The 22,363-nt window shown below is 67.1% G+C and carries 18 protein-coding genes and 1 pseudogene; 5 read left to right on the plus strand and 14 right to left on the minus strand.

Features of this window, described 5'->3' with window-relative positions:
• Positions 1–76: 76 nt before the first annotated feature.
• The 9 genes and pseudogenes from BGN98_RS01895 to BGN98_RS01935 all read right to left on the minus strand — a co-directional run bounded on the left by BGN98_RS01895 (position 77) and on the right by BGN98_RS01935 (position 13,511).
• Positions 77–1,981: a GmrSD restriction endonuclease domain-containing protein gene (locus tag BGN98_RS01895; RefSeq protein WP_288119188.1), complete on the minus strand. Its 1,905-nt coding sequence runs from the start codon at positions 1,979–1,981 to the stop codon at positions 77–79.
• A gap of 75 nt (positions 1,982–2,056) precedes the next feature.
• Positions 2,057–5,236: a type I restriction endonuclease subunit R gene (locus BGN98_RS01900; protein ID WP_288119190.1), complete on the minus strand. Its 3,180-nt coding sequence runs from the start codon at positions 5,234–5,236 to the stop codon at positions 2,057–2,059.
• Positions 5,237–5,251: 15 nt separating this feature from the next.
• The gene (locus BGN98_RS01905) at positions 5,252–6,427 is read right to left on the minus strand and encodes a Fic family protein (RefSeq protein WP_288119192.1); all 1,176 of its coding nucleotides are present in this window, start codon (positions 6,425–6,427) and stop codon (positions 5,252–5,254) included.
• A gap of 48 nt (positions 6,428–6,475) precedes the next feature.
• Positions 6,476–7,717 (minus strand): exonuclease domain-containing protein, encoded by a 1,242-nt coding sequence (locus BGN98_RS01910; protein ID WP_288119194.1) that lies wholly within the window; start codon positions 7,715–7,717, stop codon positions 6,476–6,478.
• 22 nt (positions 7,718–7,739) lie between these two features.
• The gene (locus tag BGN98_RS01915) at positions 7,740–8,891 is read right to left on the minus strand and encodes a DUF697 domain-containing protein (protein WP_288119196.1); all 1,152 of its coding nucleotides are present in this window, start codon (positions 8,889–8,891) and stop codon (positions 7,740–7,742) included.
• Positions 8,892–8,904: 13 nt separating this feature from the next.
• A complete protein-coding gene (locus BGN98_RS01920; protein ID WP_288119198.1) occupies positions 8,905–9,549 on the minus strand; it encodes a hypothetical protein in 645 nt (214 codons plus the stop codon).
• Positions 9,550–9,622: 73 nt separating this feature from the next.
• Positions 9,623–10,804: a restriction endonuclease subunit S gene (locus BGN98_RS01925; protein WP_288119199.1), complete on the minus strand. Its 1,182-nt coding sequence runs from the start codon at positions 10,802–10,804 to the stop codon at positions 9,623–9,625.
• Positions 10,801–11,664: pseudogene (locus BGN98_RS01930) on the minus strand (N-6 DNA methylase); the annotation flags it as partial. The gene BGN98_RS01925 and the pseudogene BGN98_RS01930, both read right to left, overlap by 4 nt.
• On the minus strand, positions 11,619–13,511 hold the full coding sequence (locus tag BGN98_RS01935) for a hypothetical protein (protein WP_288119200.1): 1,893 nt from the start codon (positions 13,509–13,511) through the stop codon (positions 11,619–11,621). The gene BGN98_RS01935 and the pseudogene BGN98_RS01930, both read right to left, overlap by 46 nt.
• A 190-nt stretch (positions 13,512–13,701) precedes the next feature.
• On the opposite strand from BGN98_RS01935, the gene BGN98_RS01940 reads away from it, so the two are divergent.
• Both BGN98_RS01940 and BGN98_RS01945 read left to right on the plus strand, forming a co-directional pair.
• A complete protein-coding gene (locus BGN98_RS01940; protein ID WP_157556949.1) occupies positions 13,702–13,872 on the plus strand; it encodes a hypothetical protein in 171 nt (56 codons plus the stop codon).
• Between the two features lie 118 nt (positions 13,873–13,990).
• Entirely contained in the window at positions 13,991–14,869 is an 879-nt protein-coding gene (locus BGN98_RS01945; protein WP_288119204.1) for a hypothetical protein, read from the plus strand.
• Positions 14,870–14,982: 113 nt separating this feature from the next.
• Here BGN98_RS01945 and BGN98_RS01950 read toward each other — a convergent pair whose 3' ends face one another.
• The 3 genes from BGN98_RS01950 to BGN98_RS01960 form a co-directional block, all read right to left on the minus strand.
• Positions 14,983–15,642, minus strand: coding sequence for a peptidase M23 (locus BGN98_RS01950; RefSeq protein ID WP_288119205.1), 660 nt, complete (start codon positions 15,640–15,642; stop codon positions 14,983–14,985).
• Positions 15,643–15,731: 89 nt separating this feature from the next.
• Entirely contained in the window at positions 15,732–16,619 is an 888-nt protein-coding gene (locus tag BGN98_RS01955; RefSeq protein WP_288119206.1) for an EamA family transporter, read from the minus strand.
• 35 nt (positions 16,620–16,654) lie between these two features.
• A complete protein-coding gene (locus BGN98_RS01960; RefSeq protein WP_288119208.1) occupies positions 16,655–17,917 on the minus strand; it encodes a serine hydrolase domain-containing protein in 1,263 nt (420 codons plus the stop codon).
• A 147-nt stretch (positions 17,918–18,064) separates the two neighbouring features.
• Here BGN98_RS01960 and BGN98_RS01965 point away from each other — a divergent pair, with 147 nt between their 5' ends.
• Positions 18,065–18,376, plus strand: a complete 312-nt coding sequence (locus tag BGN98_RS01965) for a DUF2470 domain-containing protein (RefSeq protein WP_005051782.1) — start codon at positions 18,065–18,067, stop codon at positions 18,374–18,376.
• A gap of 83 nt (positions 18,377–18,459) precedes the next feature.
• Complete coding sequence (locus BGN98_RS01970) at positions 18,460–19,119, plus strand: biliverdin-producing heme oxygenase (RefSeq protein ID WP_005051781.1); 660 nt, start codon at positions 18,460–18,462, stop codon at positions 19,117–19,119.
• A gap of 27 nt (positions 19,120–19,146) precedes the next feature.
• Here BGN98_RS01970 and BGN98_RS01975 read toward each other — a convergent pair whose 3' ends face one another.
• Positions 19,147–20,532: an ATP-dependent DNA helicase gene (locus BGN98_RS01975; protein WP_036287864.1), complete on the minus strand. Its 1,386-nt coding sequence runs from the start codon at positions 20,530–20,532 to the stop codon at positions 19,147–19,149.
• 47 nt (positions 20,533–20,579) lie between these two features.
• Here BGN98_RS01975 and BGN98_RS01980 point away from each other — a divergent pair, with 47 nt between their 5' ends.
• The gene (locus BGN98_RS01980; protein ID WP_288119213.1) at positions 20,580–21,677 is read left to right on the plus strand and encodes a hypothetical protein; all 1,098 of its coding nucleotides are present in this window, start codon (positions 20,580–20,582) and stop codon (positions 21,675–21,677) included.
• A 20-nt stretch (positions 21,678–21,697) separates the two neighbouring features.
• On the opposite strand, the gene BGN98_RS01985 is transcribed toward BGN98_RS01980, so the two are convergent.
• On the minus strand, positions 21,698–22,363 hold a 666-nt coding region (locus tag BGN98_RS01985), incomplete at its 5' end, for a cytochrome c oxidase assembly protein (protein WP_288119211.1).

The following is a 22,363-nucleotide window of genomic DNA, read 5'->3' on the forward strand; positions in this document are numbered from 1 at the left end:
CCTGGATCTTCACACGCCCATTCTCCCGCGCAACTCGCGGCGGCTGGCCACCCCGCACCTTCTTGATCAACACGCCCTAGATCGCTTCTGAACCCAGCAGGTCAATTTCTGTCGGGTCTTCGTCTATCTGTTCGCCGTCCTCGGCCTCGCCCGTGACGATGACAGGCTTGCCGATGGCTTTCTCGATCACCTCGACGAGGGCGTTCTGTCGCGCCGTCATGAACTCCCAGAAGTCGTCCGCGCGCAGAAGCCCGGGATCAATGAGGTGCGATCGCAGACGTTCATCGAGGGCGGCAGGGGCGAGCTCCGTGTTCTCCCTCTCGATGCGGCTGACGTACTCAGATGGCGCGACTCCGCCAATAATGCGGTTCGTTCTCGCAGCAAGGGGCGTCTTGTTGATGATCGAGTCATAGACGTTCCTGTCGATGCCCTGCTTCTTGCACCACTCCTGGGGGAAGATGTGGTGAATGTCGACGTTCTCGTCGAAGAATATTGTCTGCGAGAACGCCTGCCCCGAACGAAAGTCCTTCGCTCCCTCGTGCATGAGGAGAGCGTTGACGCCTTTGTACGCAGCAGAGACCCGCATTCGCATTGTTTGCAGACGGTCTGCACGGACCGTGGCGTCGTGCACGGTCGTGGGGAGCTCGCCGCCTCGAGCCCACGCAACGACCTCGACGAAGTCACGGGCAACCCGGGTCTCCGTGGACGAACCATAGAGCTCCCCAAAGACCCCGTTCCAGTACCATCTGCGAACCTTCTCGATCGCCGCGGGAGAGTCAGCTTCCGCTCCGAGCTCAGCCAAGATTGCGGCCAGCGGAACGACCTGAGTCTGATAGGGCAGATCCTTCACCCGATAAATCCCGAGGCGCACGAGGAACTTCGCTGCCTCGAGGAATCCCGCTTCAACCTTCGACTGGTAGCGCAAGTACGCTTCCAGAGGCAGATCAAGCAGCGACTGGCGAGTGGCCGATATCTTCGGCAGCTCCTTCCCGCTCTTGCCTTCATCGACTGCGCGAGCCCTGACATCGCGGGTGTAAAAGAGTGAGATCGCTTGAAGGAAATCTGTGTTCCCCACCCCGGCGAGTACTCCTTCGGAGGCCGAAGGGAGCTTCAGTGCTGAGCGAAAGCGCTCATGCCTACCCTCGACGCCCTCGCCCCCGTACCAGTCCTTTCGCAGTTCGTAGCCATCCGCGGCATACATCGCGGTGATGAGTTCAAAGGCGTCAAGCGGCTTTCCGCCGGTGTTGACCTTCTCGAACACGACGCATACGGCCTCCTTGCTCGTGGCTGCAGCGAGTTCAATGACCGGGACGAGATACTCGGTGAAGTTCTTGACTATCCGCTCATAAAACTGGTTCACCCGGCGGAACCGGTCCTGGAAGTCATCATGCTTCATCGCCCAGGTGACGAACGCCTGGTTCCAGTCAGCCCAGCCGACAACGGCGCTGAGCGGGAACATGCCCTGCTCGAACTCCAACTCCTGCGTAGATAGATCCTGCTCGACCACGCGCCCGAAATCAGACGTGAAGCGGCGATCTTCAGGGACGCTGACGACCGCCTCATCTCGGTCGACCGTTTCGTCCAGGCACTTCTCGATGTCGAGGTAGAACCACCGCTTGACTCGTTGGCGACGCGGGGTGATGGTCTGGACCACCTCATTTCGCATCAGCACCTGGTACAGCGATGTCAGCCGCTGTTGACCGTCAAGCAGGAGTGACTCAGGACTCTTCTCCCCTGCCTCAAGCGGAGCTCCCTCCAACACACGTGGCCTGAACTCGACAGCACCACCCGTCTTGAGCGTCATCACGGCACCAACGGGAAACCCTCGGGACACCGAAGCTATGAGACTGCGTATGCGTTCCTCATCCCACACCCAACTCCGCTGAAAGTCGGGCAGCTGCAAGCGCCCATCGTGACCGGACTTGAGGAGGTTCAGGAGTCCGACCGAACTCGCCGTGAAGCTCGTCGTGGATTCACTCAACTGCTTTGCCTTTCTGTGACGATTGGCGACCAGCGGTCGACGCGCACTCTGGGTCTATCAGAATGTCAACTCTGGTCACCCGCGTTCGTCCGCATACCGCGGAGCCATCGATTCCATCTGGTCCATGACGAGCTTGATCGCCTCGGGTTGCTTGTCGGGCGGGTACTTGTATTTCACGAGTAGCCGCTTGATCGACGACCGCAGCTTTGCGCGCACGTCATCGCGAACGGTCCAGTCGGTGCGGACGTCACGGCGCATCACAGCGACGAGCTCCCGGGCGATCTGCGCAAGCACATCCTCGCCCTGCACATCGACCGCCGACTCGTTGGTGGCGACGGCGTCGTAGAACGCCAGCTCGTCACTAGAGAGCGGTGGGGAGAAGCGCGTGCCGCGCGACGCCTCGGCGGCGACCTCCTTCGCAAGCGCCACCAATTCCGCGATCACCTCAGCGGAGGTCAGTTGCTGGTTCGTGTAGCGGTTCATGATCTCGGCGATCCGCTCCGAGAACGCCCGTTGGCGAACCAGGTTGCCGCGTGTCGCGCTCGCGCCGGCATCCGTCAGCGACTTGCGCAGTGCCTCGATCGCGAGATGCGCGTTCGGCGCCGCCTGCGCCTTGGCGAGGAAGTCGGGACCGAGGTTGTCGAGCGCCAGCCGCGGAAGCCCGGCCGCGTCATAGATGTCGAGAACTTCCCCGGGAGCGATGGACTCGGCGACGAGCGATCCGAGGAGGCGCGAGATCTCCTCGGGAACCGGTTCGTCGCGGGCCTGTCGTTCAGCGGCGTCGAACTTCGCCATCCACACGCGAACCTCTTCGTAGAACGCGATCTCGTCGTGGAGCTCAGCAAGTCCGTCACGGCCCGACGCGAGTGCCCACGCCCGAGCCAGCCGCCCCGTCGCGGTGCGGTACCGCACCGACAGCCGGTCGTTGCCGAGCTCAGGGTCGTTCAGCGAATTCGCCGCGTCTCGCAGGAAGTTGGTCGCGGTCGTAGCTGCCGTCCGCCAGGCGCGAGAGCCGCCGCGCGCGACGATCGCTCGCCAGTCACAGCCGGCAAGCATCTCGCGGATCTCAGCGACGAGCTCAATCGCGATAGCAACCGCTTCGTCGATGTCTCGGCGGACGGGCTTGTTCTCCTGATCCGATGTCGTGTACTCCGCAAGAGCGTTCGCGAGGTTGTCGGCGAGCGGCGCGTACGCGACGAGCAGCCCGTCCTCCTTTCCTCGGAACGTACGGTTCACCCGCGCGAGGGTCTGCATCAACAGGGCACCCTTGAGGGGTCGGTCGAGGTAGAGCGTGTGCAGCGGCGGAGCGTCGAAGCCGGTCAGCATCATGTCCTTGACGATGACCAGTTCGAGCTCGTCGTCAGCATCCTTCAGCCGCGCCTTGATCGCCTTGTTCTCGGAGTCTCGGCGCACGTGATCGCTGACCGGCGGCTGGTCGGATGCCGACCCCGAGTAGACGACCTTGATCTTGCCGGCATCCAACGCGTCGGAGTGCCAGTCGGGCCGTAGACGCACGATCTCCGCGTACAGTCGCGCGCAGATCTCACGTGTGCCGCCAACAATGAGTGCTTTGCCGGGGGACGCGAGGAAAGGCTTCATCCGCTCACGCCGCTCTTCCCAGTGCCGCACGAGGTCGGCCGCGAGCGTCTCGATGCGCTCCGGCGCGCCGTAGACGGCGTTGACGACGGCGACGGATGCCTCGAGCCGCGCCCGCTCTGTGTCATCCAGCCCCACCGTGTATTCGTCGGCGGCACGGTCGATATCGTCCTCGCTCGCCCCTTCGGCGAACGACACCTTGATGAGCCGCGGCTCGAAGTACACAGGGACGGTCGCGCCGTCGCCGACGGCCCGCGTGAGGTCGTAGATGTCGATGTAGTCGCCGAACACTGCACGCGTATCGCGCTCCGCGAACGAGATCGGCGTGCCGGTGAAGGCGATGAGCGTCGCGTTCGGCAGCGCATCACGCAGGTGACGGGCGTAGCCATCGAGGTCGTCATAGTGGCTGCGGTGGGCTTCATCGACGACGACGATCACGTTGCGCCGGTCGGTGAGCAGGGGGTGCTGCGTGCCAGAGGCTTTCTCTGCCTCGGTGAGCCCGAACTTCTGCAATGTCGTGAAGTAGATGCCGCCGGTGACCCGGTTGCGTAGCTCGTCGCGCAGTCGGGCGCGTTCGCGCACCTGGACGGGCTTCTCGGCGAGCAGCAGACTCTGGTCGAACGTCTGGAACAGCTGACCGTCCAGTTCCGTGCGGTCGGTGACGACGACGACGGTGGGGTTCTTGAGTTTCGGATGCCGCGATACGAGGTTCGCGTACAGCTCCATCTCCATCGACTTGCCCGAGCCCTGCGTGTGCCACACGACACCGGCTTTGCCGTTGGTCTCGACGGCCTGCACGGTGCTGCCGACCGCCTTCGTCACCGCGAAGTACTGGTGCGGCTTCGCGATGCGCTTCGTGAGGCCGTCGGCGTTCTCGTCGAACGCCGTGAAGTTGCGCACGAGCTGGAGGAAGCGCTCCTGATTGAACAGGCCGTTGAGAGCGTCGTCGATCGGCTCGACGGACACGCCGTCCTCGATCCGCGGCTGGGCGAGCGGTTTGCCGTCATCGTCGACGTTCCAGGGCGCGAAGTGGTTCAGCGGCGTGAAGGGCGTGCCGTACTTCGCATCGATGCCGTCGGTCGCGAGCGTGAGCACGCAGAAGCGGAACGCCATCGGGAACTCGCGCAGATACGTCTGCAGCTGCGCATGCGCCGGGGCAACGCCGGTGGATGCCGCGCCGGCACGCTTCAGTTCGACGATGACGAGCGGCATCCCGTTGAGGAACAGCACGATGTCGAGGCGTCGGTGGAGGTCACCGCGCCGGAGCGTCAGCTGGTTGACAGCGAGCCAGTCATTGTCGGACGGGTCCGTGCCGAGGAGGCGGAGCCGCGGGTTCTGTTCGATGCCGTCGGTGTCGAGGTAGCTCAGCGGATATCCGCTGACGAGGTATTGGTGGATGCGGTGATTCTCGGTGATCGCATCCTGCGACTTCGGAGCCGCGATCTCCGCGACCGCCTGCTGCAGATACTCGCCGGGAATGCCCGGGTTCAGGCGTCGGAGCGCCTCGAGCAGGCGCGGCCGGATCAGCAGGTCACCCCACGCGTCCCGCTCGCCCGTGCCGGGCGCGACCTGCTCGCCGTGGAGAGGGCGCCAGCCGAGCGGCTCGGCGAGCGTCTCGAGTGCGTCGTTCTCCCAGTCGGCCTCCGACAGTGCTGTCATGGTTTGCCGTCCTCCCTAGACGCTTTCGCCGAACGCGTCTTCACTCGACACCGCAGCCCACACTTCCGTGGCGATCCAGCGCTCGCGCCCCCCGCGCCCCCACCTGCCGGCGGATCGCACCCAGCCGCGCTCCTCCGCCCGTCGAAGCGCGGCTGAGCCTGCGGGCCTGCTGACCCCGGCATGCCGCATGACCGTCGCGACCGTGACGACCGGGTTGCGGAAGATCAGGTCGATCACCGAGCTGAGTGCCGATCGATCGCCGATGGCCTCCCGCCGATACCGCTCCCGTATCTCCACGAGCGCTCGGATGCGGGCGGCTGCCTGGTTCGCTTGCTGTTCGACGCCCTCGCAGAAGAACTGCACCCACTCCTCAATCTCGCCACGCTCGCGAACTGCCTGCAAGCGGTCGTAGTAGGCGTCACGATTCCTCTCGAAGTAGCCCGAGATCGGCAGGATCGGGGCATTGAGAACGCCGTCTGCGACGAGCATGAAGCCGATCAGCAGTCGACCTATTCGGCCATTGCCATCGAGGAACGGATGGATGGTCTCGAACTGATAATGCATGAGCGCAGCGCGCAAGACGGGGGGCATCGTCGAAGGCTCGTTGACGAATCTTTCCCAGTCCGCCAAGAGGTTGCCGATCCTGTCTTGATGTGGCGGGATGAATCGCGCCGTTTCGGGGCGCGCATTGGGCGAACCGATCCAGACGGGCGACCTGCGTAGTTCCCCAGGGAACTTCTCCTCGCCACGGACGTTCGCCAACAACGTGGCATGCAACGCGCAGAAGAACCGCTGCGTCAGGGGCCATTTCTCGAGAAGTGCCCTGCCCTGGGCAGCCGCATCCAGGTAATTGTTGACCTCGCGCAGGTTCTCATCCTCGATCGGCTCGTCCGAGCTCTCCGCGCTGAGAACGTCGCTGAGCGACGCCTGCGTTCCTTCGATACGAGAACTCGAGAGAGCTTCCTGCGCCATCGAGGGACCAAGCAACAGTTCAGGATCGTTGATGAGCATCGCCAGCCCCGAGAGTCGCCCGAGCGCGATGTCGGCCCGCGACACGGCCGCCATCGACTCCGGCGAAAGTTGAAGGGCTCGAGGGATCGCGGCGGGGAGGAAGTAGGGATGCGTCCATGCGCCGGTCGGGTTCGTTGTGAGCTCGCCAAATCGCGTGCTCACGTAAAGCTCGGTTCGCACCAGGTCATCCCTTTCGAAGCGCTCGCGAAGAAGTAAGAGAAATCGTGACTACCTTACTTCTTCGTGCTGTTTTGGAAAGACGATGGTGGCCAGCCACTCTTCTCCGACGATGGGGATGCCGTAGTCGCGGGCCTTCTTCGCCTTGCCCGACAACGAGTCGGGATCTGCTGCGACGACGAGTTTGACCTTCTTGGTTACTGACGGATGCGGCACGAACCCGCGCTCGCGCAAGTCCGCCTCCCACTCGCTCCGTTCGCGCAGCATCTCTCCCGTAAGCACTACGAGATCCCCGGGCGACAGCTCGAACGCCGACGCGGCCTGACCCGTGCCCGCGACCGGAGCGACGTCATCCACCGCAGCGGCGACAGCCTCGTCGTCGAGCCCCAGAAGCGCACCGACGTCACGGAGCGTGGCGCGCTCGTCCTCGGTCAGGATGCCGTCCGCCCAGGCCCGGCGTTCGAGCTCGACGAAGTAGTCGCGGTGGATCTCATCAACGGCGTCACGGGTCAGCCCGAGCTCGGTCGCGACTTCAGCGAGCTGGGCCCCTTCGCTCACCGAGATCAAGCCGTCGATCAGGCAACGGTCGAGCAGAGCGACGTATTGGGCTCCGGCGCCCTCGACGCGCGGTCGTTGAGCGTCGGTCGAGATCCGCTCGAGAAAGCTCACTGGCGCCGCGCCGACATCACTTCGAACTTTCACCGCGACGCCGGTCCGGCGTCCGGGGGGATAGCTGTAGGCGCGGCCGGACTCCGCGGCCTGCTGCCAGTAGTCCAGCCACTCAGGCCGCGTGTTGCTCTGAGCGTGGAAAGCCGCCAGCAGTCGCGCGGCGGCGAACGAGTCGGCGCCCGCGCTGTGCGCGTGTCCGATATCGATGCCATAAGTGGCGCAGGCGTGCGACAGGGAACACGACCCGCCGAGCCCGAACCTCGAGCCGAGAATCATCGTGCAGACGTGTGGCGTTCCGCCATCGAGCCAATAGCCGGCGCGTTCGAACTCTGCCTGCAGGAACCGCAGGTCGAACGAGGCGTTATGCGCCGCGAAAACACGGCCCTGCAGCAGCTCGGCGAACTCGGCCGCGACGTCGCTGAACGTGGGTGCGTCGAGCACGTCCGCCGCGTGAATGCCGTGGATACGCTGCGGCCCGAGATCACGCTCGGGGTTGATCAGCGTCTCCCACCGCGACGAGATCGTGCCGTCATCCTCGACATGGGTCACGCCGATCTCGACGACGCGATGGTGGTACGAGGGCAGGATCCCGGTGGTCTCGAAATCGACGACAGCGAATGACATGTGGCTGGGTCCTCTCGGTCGGCTACTTGGCGAGCTTCTGCTCGGCCATCTTGCGGATGACGTCGAGGAAGCCCGGGACGAAGTCCGACCAGGAGTTGTTCACCTTGTCGACGTCGAGCTTTCCGGTGTGGACCTGCTCGCACAGGCGCATCCAGCCCTCGCCGGTGGCGGCGGTGAGCGCGCCGGCGACGCCGGCGTTCATGACGCTGCCGGCCCCCGGGATCAGCTTGAGCATGCTGCTGGCAAGGGCTCGCCCGGCGAGCTGCGCTCCCACTTGGGCGAGAGCACCGGCCGACATCATGGTCTTGATCTCGAGGTCGTAGATCGTCGCGATGCGCGCCATCATTCCGAGCTGGATCGGCGCCAGGATCGCGGCATCGGCAATCGGAACCGGGACAGCTGCGGCACCTGCTGCCGCAGTCGTTGCAGCGGCGATGACGGGCCGGGCGAGTTCTCGCTTCCAGGGGAGGTTGAGTCGTTGTGCGATGCGAAACGCGTCTTTCTCGTTGTCCGGCGAAAGGGCGAGGGTTTCCGCGACGAGCTCACCGAGACCATGCCCTTTGCCCTTCCCGTGCTTGTCCTGCGTGGAGGTGAGGATCACGCTGCGGTAGGGGATGTCGATCGGCAGATCGGTCTGCGGGTCGACGGGCTCGTTGAGCCATTCGACGAACTTCTCCACACCCTTGGCCACGCCGTGCTGACCGGTGATGGGGTTCTTGATCCAGTCGACCTTGGTCAACACCAGGATGACCGGAAGACTTTGCGCGTCGAGCTCGCGGATCATCGCGATGTCCGCCGGAGTCAGCCGGTCGTCGTTGGCCTTGACGCAGTACCAGACGACCGAGATCTGCTGCAGCTTCGGGCTCTTCGAGATCGTGTCGAGGTGAACTCGCAACTGCTCTGCGGGTGGCACCTGCGAACCGATCTCGAAGCCTTCGACGTCCCAGATTCCGAGCGAGTCATCGTTGAAGTACTGGACTCCCCGGGTCACGGGCAGGCCTTTGCCGACCTTCGCCCAGTCCCGGCCAAACACGGCGTTGACGAGCGAGGACTTGCCGACGCCGGAGCTCCCGATGATCGCGAGGTTGAAGCGCCCGAACTTCGACTTCGCTTCAGCTGTCGCGTCCAGGAAGGGCTGTTCGTCGATTTCGGGGATGTCCGTGTTGTCAGTCATGTCGATATCGTCCTCACTCAGCGAACGTGAACTCGAGAGTCACGTCCGGGTCGATCGCGGTGATGATGTTGGTGTAGAAGTCCTTCGCCTGCACTTCGAGCACCGGTCGGAGGCCCTCGATGTGCTCTGACTTGACCTCGTCGGTGAGTACTTCTTCCGTGAGCTTCAAGGTGTCGATCTCCGGCGTCAAAAAGCTGAGAACACCGTTCGCCTCGTTCACGACGTGATATCTGGGCTCGTCGATGCCGATGAGGGTGAAGTTCGGGATCGCGATGCGGAACGCGTTGTCGCCCGTCCGTGCGATCGTGACATCTTCGCCGTTGATGCCGACCATGGTGTCGAACTCGTACTGCAAGAGAACCGAGCGGTCGGTCCACGGGATGGCGATGCCGTTGATGTCCTGGATGTCGGCCTTGGGCTTCAGATCGGCGATGGCCGATCGAACAAGCACGACCTGCTCTTGCAGTTCGACAGACTTGATGACCTGGATCTCACGCTGCTCGCTCGCGCCGAACGATCTTCCGACCCAGAGCCCACCCACGGCCGCTGCGGCGATAGCCAGGATCACGAAGAGCACCAGCAGGAACTTTGCCCAGCCGGGCGTCCTCGATCGCGGCTTCTGCGGGTGGACGGCAGGGGGCGTGGCGGTAGCGGTCATGCGGTGAATCTCCCCAAATGGATGCGGCGGTGCATTCGTACTTCGAACCTAGAGGTTGCGCAGGCGTGCCCGTTCACACGCCCGCCTGAACAATCAGCGCTTCGGCATCACGGACGCGCAGCTTGCCCGACATGAGCTCAGGCAACAGCGCGTCGCGCGTCGCGGCGAGCGTGCGATTCTCTGCCAACGCACCCCGGGCAGCATCGTGGAGTGGAGCAATCCGTGAGTCGAAAGCTATAAGCACCGTCTCCTCAGGGACCCGCACCGGAAGCCGCTTGAAATTCCCCCTGCTCAGCTCAAGGAAGGTTGCCCCATTTGCCCATGAAATGAACTCGTCGACTCGACTCTCCATCTCGTGGAACAGCCACCAACGCAGGCGGGGGTCGTGAGGTTCGACAGCGATGAAGCCCTGGTTGAGTGCTGTAGGGACACCGTTGATCGCCAGCGCACCGATAGTCGCGCGCGATGTCATGAGAATCGCGCCGGGCTCGAATAGCTTCGAGCTACATGCAGCGAGGCCAGCGGGCGCAATCCTTCGGGAGGTGGACTCCAGGTACGGCCCCACGAGAGCAGTCATGTCCGTCGGAGTCGCCCACCAGATATCACCGTCCCAGAGTGCAGGGTTCTTCGTGCTTGGGGTTCCTCCGCCACTAATGTCCGCGATCTCTTCGAACCTTGGGCCCCACGCCACGTGGCGCACGGTCGCGGCGAAATCGGTTGAAGCGAGCTGTATAACTGTGGCGGCGAGGGCGGTGTTGGCGGCGATCTTGTCGTCGAGGGCGCCCAGTATCTCGGCGATCGCCTGCTGTTCGCGGAGCGATGGAACCCAGACCTCGAACGAACGAATGTCCGGCACATTCAGGTGGTGGACCGTGGATCCCTCCGCTTTGACCAGCAGCCCTGCCTGAGCAGCAGGCGCGGTAAGTGCGTAGTAGAGGAATTTGCTGTCGACGACATCAGGGTCCGGCCGCAGCAGGACAGTGCGCTGACCTGGGGCGACGTTCGCGACGTCTGGAAGACGAACGACCGGACCGACAGGTGCTTCGCGAGCGAACAGAAGATCGCCCGCCCGTGGAGAGAGTCGACGTGTCCATGCTTCGAATGTTTCGCGAGAAATGCGCCTCGCTTCCGCATAGTTGATGCGATGATCTCGCATGGCTGGCGTTCCTACCGCGAAATACTCTCCAGCCTCATCGATGGGGGCCGTCTTGTGCTCACAATCGACGATGTGCGAGCAGGCGACATCGAGCCTCACGAAACTCGCTCCAACTGCTCACGCACAACCTCGGCGAGTCTGGCCGACTCCGCGAACTGGATATCGAGCTCCCCGCGCAGGCGCGCGAGCTTCTCCTCAATCTGCTCGCCGTCGGCTTCCGCCTCGGCGGCACCGACATAGCGGCCCGGAGTCAGTGCATAATCAGCGGCCTTGATCTGAGCGAGCGTGGCCGAGTAGCAGAACCCCGGAACGTCGGCGTACTCGTCGGGCGCAGCATCCGATTCGACGCCCCGCCACGTGTGGAACGTTCCCGCGATCCGAGCGATGTCCTCGTACGACAGCGCACGCTCGGCGCGGTCGACCATGTGGCCGAGGTTGCGGGCGTCGATGAAGAGCACCTCGCCGGCGCGCTTGCCCTTGTCCTTCGCGAAGAACCAGACGCACACCGGGATGCCGGTCGACCGGAACAGCTGGGTCGGCAGCGCGACCATGCAGGAGACGAGGTCGGCTTCGACGATCTCGGCGCGGATCTGGCCCTCACCACCCGAGTTCGACGACATCGAGCCGTTGGCCATCACGACGCCGGCCTGACCGCCGGGTGCCAGCTTCGACAGGATGTGCTGGATCCACGCGTAGTTCGCGTTGCCCGCCGGCGGCACGCCGAATCGCCAGCGCGGGTCGGACTCGTTGCGTGCCCAGTCTTTGATGTTGAACGGTGGGTTCGCCATGACGAAGTCGGCCTGCAGGTCGGGGTGCAAGTCGCGGGCGAACGTGTCGCCCCAGCGGGGGCCGAGGTTGCCGGTGAGCCCGTGGATGGCGAGGTTCATCCTCGCCATGCGCCACGTGCGCTCGTTCAGCTCTTGCCCGTAGACCGAGATGTCGGATCCTTCGCCGTGGTGGGCGTCTCGATGTCGGCGAGCGCGCGTCGGAGCGGTGCGATCGTGCGCGGGGCGACGCGACGGAACATCCACCGCTTCCACGATCCCGGCCCGGCGGGCGCCCCGGCGATGTCTGCGGCAACGATCTCAGGCACGAGACCACCGGAATCAGCGGTGGTGATGCGCAACACGCGGGCCGGGGAGGCAACGACTTTCGAGCCGTCGGTGTCGACCCACGCGGCGGCGGAGGGGCTGGTGCGGAAGATCACATCGCCGGGGCGGGTCAGCTGCGCCGAAGGGTGCCGGGTCGCGAACGCGAGGTGCTCGACGCGGTTGCGGCCGATCGACCCGAGTTCGTCAAGATCGGATGCGGTCACGACGATGAGTCCTTCTGGGCCCAGCAGGTCAGGGTCGAGGCGGGTGCCTTGAACCCTCCTCAAGTGCCCGGCATTGATGAGTTCCTCCACGGACGTGGCGCGCGGGACGTCGTGCGGATCGGGCACGAACTCGATCGGCTCGATGTCGGAGCGAACCGCCTCGGCCGCGATGTCGAGGAGGGCAGGAAGTTCTGCCGCGTCCTCGGTCGCAGTTGCACGCTGTCGCGTCGCCGATGCCACCAGGGAGCCGCTTCGTGCCTGGAGCGACGTCGTGCGCACAAAGGCCGCGAACCGGAACTGATGCGCGCGCAGGGCCCGACCAGCGCCCATGCCCGCCATCAGGTCCGAGATCAGGTCGGCGCGCGTCGCGGGGGTGAGCTTCACGCCGGTGAGATCTGCGACCGCGGTGATTCGCTGCGCGGGTGCAACCTCGACTGTTGGCTCCCCGAGTATCCAGAGGGCGAGGGATTCGCGCACCGCACTGTCGACGAGCCCGGCTGGCAGACGTGCGATGCCTCGCACACGGCCGGAGCGAAGGATGTCTGCGCGCGCTTGCTCTTCGGTGGGCGACAACGGGTCGACGAGCGCCCGCGCGGGGCCGATGACAACCGCCGCATCCGCGCTCCGCAGCGAAAGAGAGACGTCGTCCACCGCTCGCAAGATGGCGACCCCGTCCTCGCCGCGACCAGAAGGAACGCGGACGACGAAAACCGAGCGGCGGGCCGGGTCGGCTTCGTCGGCGACCCAATGATCATCGACGAGCAACTGGCGTCGCACGTGGCGAGACTCCGCGCCGACCGGCACAACGATGTCCACATCGTCGCCGAGCCGGCGCGCGACCGACGAGGACAGCGCGGCGTCCCTCGCATCCAGTGTCACCGTGGTGTCCTGACCGGCGAGGGCGAGCGTGGCGTCGACGACCAGGGCGATCGCGTCGGCGACGAGCGGTCCAGCCGATCCCGCAACCCGGTCCGAAGCGGCGTGGCGGCGGGCGACAAGCGCCAGCGCGGCCGACGGCGAGTACGCCGCGTCGACGAGGCGGGTGGCGTAGGAGAGCCACGGCGCTCCCCGGTCCACGTGAGCGAAGATCTCACGCCGCAGCAAGCGATCGTCAGGGTCCGCGGCGTCGGCAGCCTCTTTGACCTCTGAAGGCGTGAGTTCGGCAAGCTCGTCGACCTGCGCACACAGAGCGATGAGTGCCTGCAGTTCGGCGACAGAGGCCGCGTCGGAGAAGGAGAAGTCGGCTGGAGCTGCAGCCGCCGCCGCGTCCCCACGCGCCTCCGGATTGTTGCCATGTCCGGTGCGCACGAGCCAGTCGGCGACCTGATCGGCCTCGAAACAGGCCCGGCCGCCCTCGACGTTGATCGCCCGCGGGAAAGGATCCGGCGACGACGCGAACCTCGACCGCCACATCGATGCCACGGGTCGCTGCACACCGGCCAGCCGGGCGACGCCGGCCAGGTCGATGAGGAGCGAAGGCGCTGTGGACATGGGGCCAACCTACTCCGCACCAGGAATTACTGCCGTCTCATGGCGATAAGGCGGCTTATCACAGGCCTGTTCTTTCCCGACACGGTTCTGTTCCACGATCTGTTTGGCGGCATCACGTCGCTGTCGCAGGCGGGGCGTTGCGGGGGGCCGCCCCGTCTGCGGGTTCCACCTCCCGCCCCTGGAGATGCTCATGACCCCCATCACACCGGCAGGCGGCGGCGCGACCGACGTCGTCGCGGACGCGGTCTCGTTCCTTGTCTCCGACCGCGCGTCGCGCACGACCGAAGCATCACTCGATGTGAGCGGAGGAAGCACCATCGGCGGCCGACGATCCGGAACCGGTACGGTCGCGCTGCGCTAGTAGTCGCCGTCGAGCTCACCGACCCCGTGAGCGTCGCCCCGCGCTGGGATAGATCGACCGCTCGTCGCGCTGAGGAGATCACCCTGACCTTCACCACCGTCCTCATAGGCTGGAAGCCATGAGTCTCATCGACCCGAAAGCCGCGGCCGCCGAAAGGGATCGAAAGCTCGTCGGCTCGCCACGGGCACTGACGGCCACCCTCCTCTGGGGGCTCGCCGGCTTCGCCGCCGCGACGGTCATCGGCTTCGGCATCGGCGGTTTCTTCGACCAGGTGCGCATCGTGTCGCTCAACAGCGTGTTCAGCACCTGGGACGGCGGCATCCTCGTCGCCGTCCGCTCGACGGCGCTGCCGGTGGGCATCATCGGCAGCATCATCACGATGGGCGCCTACTCGGCGTGGAACCACCGCTACACGGGCCGACGCACGTACTACGCCTTCCTCGGCCCGGCATCGATCGTCCTCCTCGGCCTCGCGACCGGCGTGCTCCTCTCGCTGCCGATGTGGGCGGCGCCGGATGCCGTTGGCGTCGCCGTCGACCCCGTCTTCCACGAGGACGAGGCCTGGGGCGTCGGTGCGTGGATCATGTACACCGGTATCTGGTGGCTGCCGGGCATCTTCATCGCCCTGGGTCTCACCAGCATCATCGGCCGCGTGCGCGCCCAGCGCTTCCGCCGGCGCAACACCGACCTGGCCGCCGAACTCCTCGCCAGCGGCCGCCTCGTCGACGCGGAGGTCACCTCGTCGCCGCTGTTGTCGGCGGAGGCCATGACCGCCTCGCGCGCGGCCGTCTCCCTCACGTTCGCGTTCGACGACGGGCAGGGTGCACGGCGCTGGGTGACGTGCCTCGCCCTCCTGCCGCCACGCGAAGTACCCGCCGAGGGCGAGACGCGTCCGCTCGTGTTCGACCCCCGCACGCCCTCCGACGTGAAGCGGATCTTCGTCTCTCCGACGGGAGACCTCGAGCCCTCGGCGTTCGTCGCCGTGCGCGCCGCCTGAGTCGGACACCGACGCCGACGCGCCTGGTACCTTTCCCCGTGCCGCGCACCGCGCGGGGGCGGGTGATCGGGGATCGTCGCGGTCGAGACAGGACGACCCCAGAGGCACGCCCGTCAGAGACAGGTATCGACGACGGTCTGATCGTCGAGCACGGCGACGATCCGCTCGGCCAGCGGCCAGTACGGGGCGTAGTGCGTCGGATCGCGATTGATCTGCACCCGATGGGCGACCTCCGTGGGCGCCGTCGCCGACCGCTCGGGCTCGGGCACCTTCTCGACCATGGCGCGGTAGAACAGGCTCGCCGCCGTGTAGGGATCGAGCCGCTGCTCCCGCGTTCCCCAGCCGTCCTGCTGCTGGAAGAGACCGATCGAGGTCGTGCGTGAGCCGTCGGGGTTGGTCACCCCGCTCGTCTCCCAATCGCCGTAGTCGATGTTCTGCAGACTCGACTCGCCCAGCGCCGTCATCACCGCGATCGTCTGGTCGCGCACAGGCAGTCCGGCATCGCGGCCGGCCGCCACGATGCTGCGTGCGTTGTCGAGCTGCTGCCGCCCGAATCCCTCGGCCTCCGCGCAGACGGCGGCATGGCGCACGGCCTGCCCGATCGCCACCCCCGCCACGCCCAGCCCGATGGCGAGCACGGCCACCACCGCCAAGGCGACCGCCCGGCGACGACGCAGCTGCCGCCGCCGTCGGGCGCTGAGCACCGGACGACGGCGAACGGATCGACGCCTCGCCGAGCCGCCGCGGCCGGATGTCGAGGAGCGCGAGGTCACCGCGGCATCCTGTCACGCGCGACTATCCGTCACCCGAACGTCGGCTGATCACCGGCCGGAGGGCACCCGACGATGGGGATGACGCCGCCTCAGCCGATCGGCTCCACGGCGTCGCGCACGCGGCGCCCGGCGGCGCGCACGGCGCCGATGGATGCCGCGATCACCAGGACGATTCCCACGATCTCCAGCCACGCGAGATGCTGTCCGAGCAGTGCCCAGCCGGCCAGCGCCGCGACTGCCGGGGCGAGCGACATCAGAATGGCGAACGCCGCCGCCGGTAGGCGCCGCAGCGCGATCAGCTCGAACGCGTACGGCAGCGTCGACGACAGCAGGGCGACCGCGGCGCCGAGCGCGAGCATCTCCGGCCGCAGCAGCGCTGCGCCCGCCTGGACGATGCCGAACGGCAGCGACACCACGGCGCCGATCGCCATCGCGATGGCCAGCCCGTCCAGGCGCGGGAACGCGGCACCCACGCGCGCCGACGCGAGAATGTAGATCGCCCAGCTCGCCGCGGCGCCGAGGGCGCACAGCACGCCGAGGAGGTCGAGTCGATCCCATCCGCCGCCGGCCAGGGCGACGACGCCGATGAGTGCGACGCCGGCCCACAGCCAGGACGAACGACGGCGCCCGGCGATGATCGACAGCGCGAGCGGGCCGAGCACCTCGATCGTGACCGTCACTCCCAGCGGCAGACGTTGCAGCGCGAGGTAGAACAGCCCGTTCATCGTGCCCAGGACGACGCCGAACACGATGACGTCGCGCCACGCGTTCGCCCCGTGACCGCGCAGCCGTGGCCGCGCGACGGCCAGAAGGATCAGCGCGGAGAACGCGAGGCGCAGCATCACCATGCCCAGGGCGCCGACGTGCGGGAACAGCGTGACCGCGATCGCGGCGCCGCCCTCCTGACACACCAGTCCGGCGACGACGAGGCCGACCGCGGCCGGTGCTCCAGATGCGGGGGTGCGCGCGGCGCTCACGCGGCGCTCATCGGCAGCTCACACCGTGCTCGATCTCACGGGATCGGGCATACCGCGGCGGCCGTCACCTGCGCGGCCATGTCCTCCGCCGTCCACGGCAGCCCCGCCTGCGGGGCGGTGCGTCCCGAAGCCGCCGGCGCCTTCGACGCGATGGCCGCGAGCTCCCACGCGAGACTGCGGACGAGGTCGCTCGACGCCCGCGAGTTGTTCAACGTGACGACGACGCTCATCCCAGTCGTGCTGTCGGCGAACGCGGCCGTCAACGCACCGGGGACCGAGCCGTACTGCCCGACGAGGCTGCCGGCCTGGTACGCCCCACCACGCGCGGTGAACCACGACGGACCGTTCGCCACCGCCGGCAGCGGGTTCTCGAAGCGGCCCGGCGCGTCGTAGGGACGGAGCCCCATCGCCAGCGCCTGCACGTATCGACCCGTGTCGGCGAGATCGCTGATGACACCGGATGCCGTGAAGCCGGCACTCGACGACAAGCCGACCACCGGGGTGGGAGCGGTGCACGCCGCGCTGCCATCGGCCGCGGTGCCCGTCCACAGGCCGTCCAGCTCGGCGGTGCCGTTGTCGGGCAGCGATGTGGAGGTCATCCCGTTCGGACCGAACACGTACTGCTGATAGAGCTGCGACGCGGTCTTGCCGGTCGCGCGCTCGAGGGCGAAGCCCAGCAGCACGTACCCGGTGTCGGAGTCGGCGAACACGGTTCCGGGCTGGGCGGTCAGTCCGCGCGACATCCCGAAGGCCATCAGCTCCCGCGGCGTCCAGACACGGGAGGGAGTGGCGCGTATGCGCGCGTCGATGCTCGGATCGTGCGGACCGATCCCCGACGTCGAGTCGCAGAGCTGACCGAGCGTCAGGCCGTCCCGAGCGCCCTGGTCCCCCAGGCCCGTCACATATTTGCCGACCGGATCATCCAGCGAGACCACGCCGTCGTGGACGAGCCCGTAGAGCACGTCGCAGGTCATCGACCGCGTCACCGCACCGGCGTGGAAGGTCATGGCGTCGTTCACCGCGGCGCCGCCGGGAGCGACCGTGCCGACGCCCGCGTCCCAGACACCCGCCCACGGAACACGCACGCCTACGATCGCAGCCGAAGCCCCCGAGGCCGCCACCGCACGCTCGACGGCCGTCTGCAACTGGGCCTGCACATCGCCGCCGATGGCGGCATCCACCTGATCCGGCAGTGGCAGCGCTACCGTGTCGGTCGACGAGCACGCGGCCAGCGCGATCGCCACCGCGAGCGTGCCGGCTACCGCCGCAAGACGCCGCGATCGACGAAAAGCCCGCATCCTCACCCCCTGGTCAGTCCCTTCAGCGTAGATCACGATGCGCAGACGACCCGACGCCGTGACGCTCCTGTGACGAATCCGTCGCGGGAGCCATTGCGCCGGCGCAGACCCGTGGCACCGCGCACACCCGCCCCTAAGGTGGGTGCCATGGCGCACACCTTCGACGACGACACGCTGACCGGCGTTCTCGGCCACATGAACGACGACCACTCCGACGACAACCTGCTCATCGCGCGGGCGTTCGCGCCCGAGGTCGACGTCGTGGCATCAGAGATGGTCACGTTCGACGGCGCGGCCGGTCAGTGGCACGTGACGCTCGCCGACGGCGGCGAGGACGTCATCCGCGTCCCCTGGCCCGGAGGGCAGATCAGCGAGCGTCGGGACGTGCGCCGCGAGATCGTCGCGCTGTACGACGAGGCGTGTGCACGACTGGGGATCACTCCGCGCCCGCACGGATGACCACAGGGGCCGTCCGGCCGCCCAGCGATCCCGCAGACAACCTTCAGTTTAGGTGAGCCTTAGTTTCAGATACACTGACGGCTGTGACCGAGCCGATCCCGTTCTCCGCCGCCCTGCGCGAGCGTTCGCGCACCGCCCACTCCGGCAGCGAGCACGCCGGGTTCATGGACGACCTCATGCGCGGCCGCGGCACGCGCGACGACTACGTCGCGCTCGTCGCCCAGCACTGGTTCATCTACGACGCCCTCGAGGCCGCCGCCGACGCGATGCGCGATGACCCGGTCGCCGCGCCCTTCATCAGCGAGAAGCTCACGCGCCTGCCCGCCATCGAGGCGGATCTCGCCTTCCTCATCGGCGACGACTGGCGCGAACGCATCGCGCCGCTTCCGACGACCCGCCGCTACGTCGAGCGCATCCGCGAGGTGGGCACGACCTGGCCGGGCGGCTTCGTGGCCCATCACTACACCCGCTACCTCGGCGACCTCTCCGGGGGCCTGTTCATCGGAAAGCTCATGGCGCGCCAGTTCGGCTTCGAGACGAACGGCATCGGCTTCTACCTCTTCGACCAGATCGCCGACCCCGCCGCTTTCAAGGATGTCTATCGCGAGCAGCTCGACGCCGTCGCATGGGATGCCGAGGAGCGCGAGCGCGTCATCGATGAGGTGCTGGCCGCGTACCAGTTCAACACCGACCTCTTCGTCGATCTCGCCACCGCCAAGGCCGCCGCCGCGGCATCCGCCTGACCCGCGTTTCGACTCCTCGCGGGCCGGTCAGAAGCCCGCGGCGCGGACCCCGGCCATGAACCGGCGGACGTCGGCATCCACGAGGATGTCGCTCGGGCGCAGCGGGCGCGACAGGTAGAGGCCGTCGAGCGAGGTCAACCGCGACAGCGCCACGTACGTCTGCCCGGGTGCGAACGCTCCCGAGCCCAGGTCGATGACGGCGCGGTCGTACGTCTTGCCCTGCGACTTGTGGATCGTCACCGCCCAGGCCAGTCGCAGCGGGAACTGCGTGAACTCCGCGACGATCTCGCGGGTGAGCTTTCGCGAGCCCGGGTCGTACGCGTAGCGGAACCTCTCCCAGACGGCCGGCTCGACGTCGACCTCTTCACCGTCCAGCTCGACCCGCACCGTCCCCCCGGCGATGCGCGTGACGGTGCCGATCGAGCCGTTCACCCAGCGCGGGCCGTCGCCGCGACCGCCCACATCGTTGCGGAGGAACATGACCTGCGCGCCCACCTTGAGCTGCAGCTCGGTGTCGGCGGGGTACGACGCCTCGCCCCGCCCGAAGTCGCCGCTGACGTCGGCGCGCGCCGTCTGCACCGCGCCCGGCAGGGCGTCGAGGTGGCGCTGGTTGATGCGCGACACGATGTCGTTGCGGGTCGCCAGGGTGATGATGGGAGGCTCGCCCTCGACCGGTTCGGGCACCGGGCGGGCACCCGCGGCGTTCAGCATGCCCGCGATCTCGGCGGTCACCACCCCGTGGCGGACGGCGTTGAGCATCGCCTTGAAGCCGTCGTCGGACTGGCGGTGGATCTGGCGCAGTTCGCGGATGTGCAGGGGCGCCCCGACGCGGCCGAGATCGAGCAGCCCGTCGGAGCGGATCGCCGAGCCGTCCGTCGAGGGGCCCGCCCACACCTGGGCGTCGAAGAACCAGAACGAGCGGTAATGGTCCTGGATGTAGCGCAGCTCATCGCCGCGCGGCGGCACGGGCGAGAGCTGGTAGGGGTCGCCGAACATGATGATCTGCACGCCGCCGAACGGCTCCGAGCGCCGGCCCCGCGCTTGGCGGAGCGAGCGGTCGATGGCATCCATCAGGTCGGCGTTGACCATCGACACCTCATCGATGACGAGGGTGTCGATCGCCTTGAGCACCCGCCGCGCGGGTTCGGACTGCTCCAGCTCGCTGTCGGCGATGAGGCCGATCGGCAACCGGAAGAGGGAGTGGATCGTCTGCCCCTCGACGTTCAGGGCAGCCACCCCCGTCGGGGCGCAGACGGCGATCTGCTTCTCGGTGTTCCAGGCGACGTGCTGCAGGAGAGTGGACTTGCCGGTGCCCGCGCGCCCGGTCACGAAAACGTGCTCCCGCGTGTCCTCGATGAGGCGGAAGAGCTCCTCCTGCTCGGCGGAGAGGGAGGGGATGCTCACCGGATCCATGCTAGCCATCAGGAAGGGTTTCCTAGACTGGAGCTGTGGACGGGGTGGTGGGTGAGCAGGCGCGCGCCGCAGAGGCGGGTACGGATGCCGCGACGCGCCGTTCCCCGGCCCGTCGCGGAAGCCGCCGACTGGCGTTCGACCTGACCGCCCTGTCGGTCGTCGGTCTGCTCCTGGTGGGCGCGATCGGGGCGGCGACCGCCACGGTGTACCGCGATCTGTACAGCCCCGGCGCCTTCGTCACGCGCTATCTCGATCTGCTCAGCCAGGGGCGCGTCCCCGAAGCCCTCGCCCTGCCCGGCGTGCCGATCGCATCCTCCGATCTCACGGATGCCGGGCTTCCCACCGATGCGAGCGAAGCCCTCCTGCGCCGCGCGGCGCTTGCCCCGCTCAGCGACATCCGTGTGGTGGGCGAGCAGGAATCCGACGGGGTCGAGCTCGTGACGGTGTCGTACCACGCCGGCCCGCACGCCGGCACGTCCACGTTCCGCGTGGAGCGGGCGGGGTGGGTCGGACTGGCACCGACCTGGCGATTCGCGCAGAGCCCGCTGGCGGTGATCGATCTGACCCTGCGCGGTGCCACCGCCTTCTCCGTGAACGGGTTCGCGGTCGACACCCGACAGGTCTCGCCCAACGGCACGAACGCCGATCCGCTGACCCCGGTCGCGCTGCTCGTGTTCTCGCCCGGCCTCTACTCGATCTCGGTCGACACCCCGGTCTCCTCCAGCCCGGGCGTGGCGGTTCTGTCGGATACGCCGCAGGCCGAGGTGCCCGTGGACATCCAGACCCAGCCGACCTCCACCTTCGTCGATGTCGTGCAGGAGCGCGTCGAGTCGTTCCTCACCGCCTGCACGACCCAGCAGGTGCTGCAGCCCACCGGGTGCCCGTTCGGGCTGCAGGTGCGCAACCGCATCCTCGAGCCCCCGGTGTGGTCCATGGTCGACCAGCCCAAGATCTCCCTGCAGCCCGACGGCGCCGGGTGGTCGATCGTCCCCGCGAATGCCGCGGCGCACGTGGTCGTCGACATCAAATCGATCTTCGACGGCTCGGTGACCCACGTCGACGAGGACGTGCCGTTCCGGGTCGGCGGCACGATCACGATGCTCCCCGACGGGACCGCCTCTATCCAGGTGCAGTCCGGCGGCTGAGCCCGACGGGGCTGCCGCCGTCAGCGTGTGAGGCGGGCTTCCCGTGCGTCCCGGGCCGCGAGCTGCGCGAGCTGCGCGTTGTAGGCCTCCAGCTCGGCATCCCCCGTCCGATCCGCATGACGATCGCCGCGACGCTGGGCACGCTCATCGGTGCGACTCCACTGGATCGCCACCGTGATCGCCAGAATCAGGGTCGGGATCTCGCCGATCGACCACGCGATGCCGCCCCCGGTGTACTGGTCCACCAGCGGGGCCTCCCCCCACGTGCGCCCCATCGAGCCGAACCATTCGGCCACGAACAGTCCCGACGACATCATGATCGAAATGCCGAAGAACGCGTGCATCGCCATCACACCGATCAGCGTGAGCAGCCGGAACGGGTAGGGGTAGCGCAACGGCACGGGGTCGATGCCGACGAGTGACTGCACGAACAGGTAGCCCGAGATGAGGAAGTGGGCGACCATCCACTCGTGTCCCAGGTGGTCGTAGAGCGTCCAGCGGAAGAGATCGGTGTAGTAGAACGCCCAGAGCGATCCGACGAACATCGCCGCCGCGAACAGCGGGTGGGTGACCACGCGGGCGAACGGCGTGTGCACCGCCCACAGGATCCACTCACGCCCCCCACGCGAGCCGTCGTCGCGCTTGGCGATGGCCCGGGAGGCCAGAGTGACGGGGGCGCCGAAGAC

The organism is Microbacterium sp. 69-7, from assembly GCF_001897985.1.
Classification (GTDB): Bacteria; Actinomycetota; Actinomycetes; order Actinomycetales; family Microbacteriaceae; genus Microbacterium; species Microbacterium laevaniformans.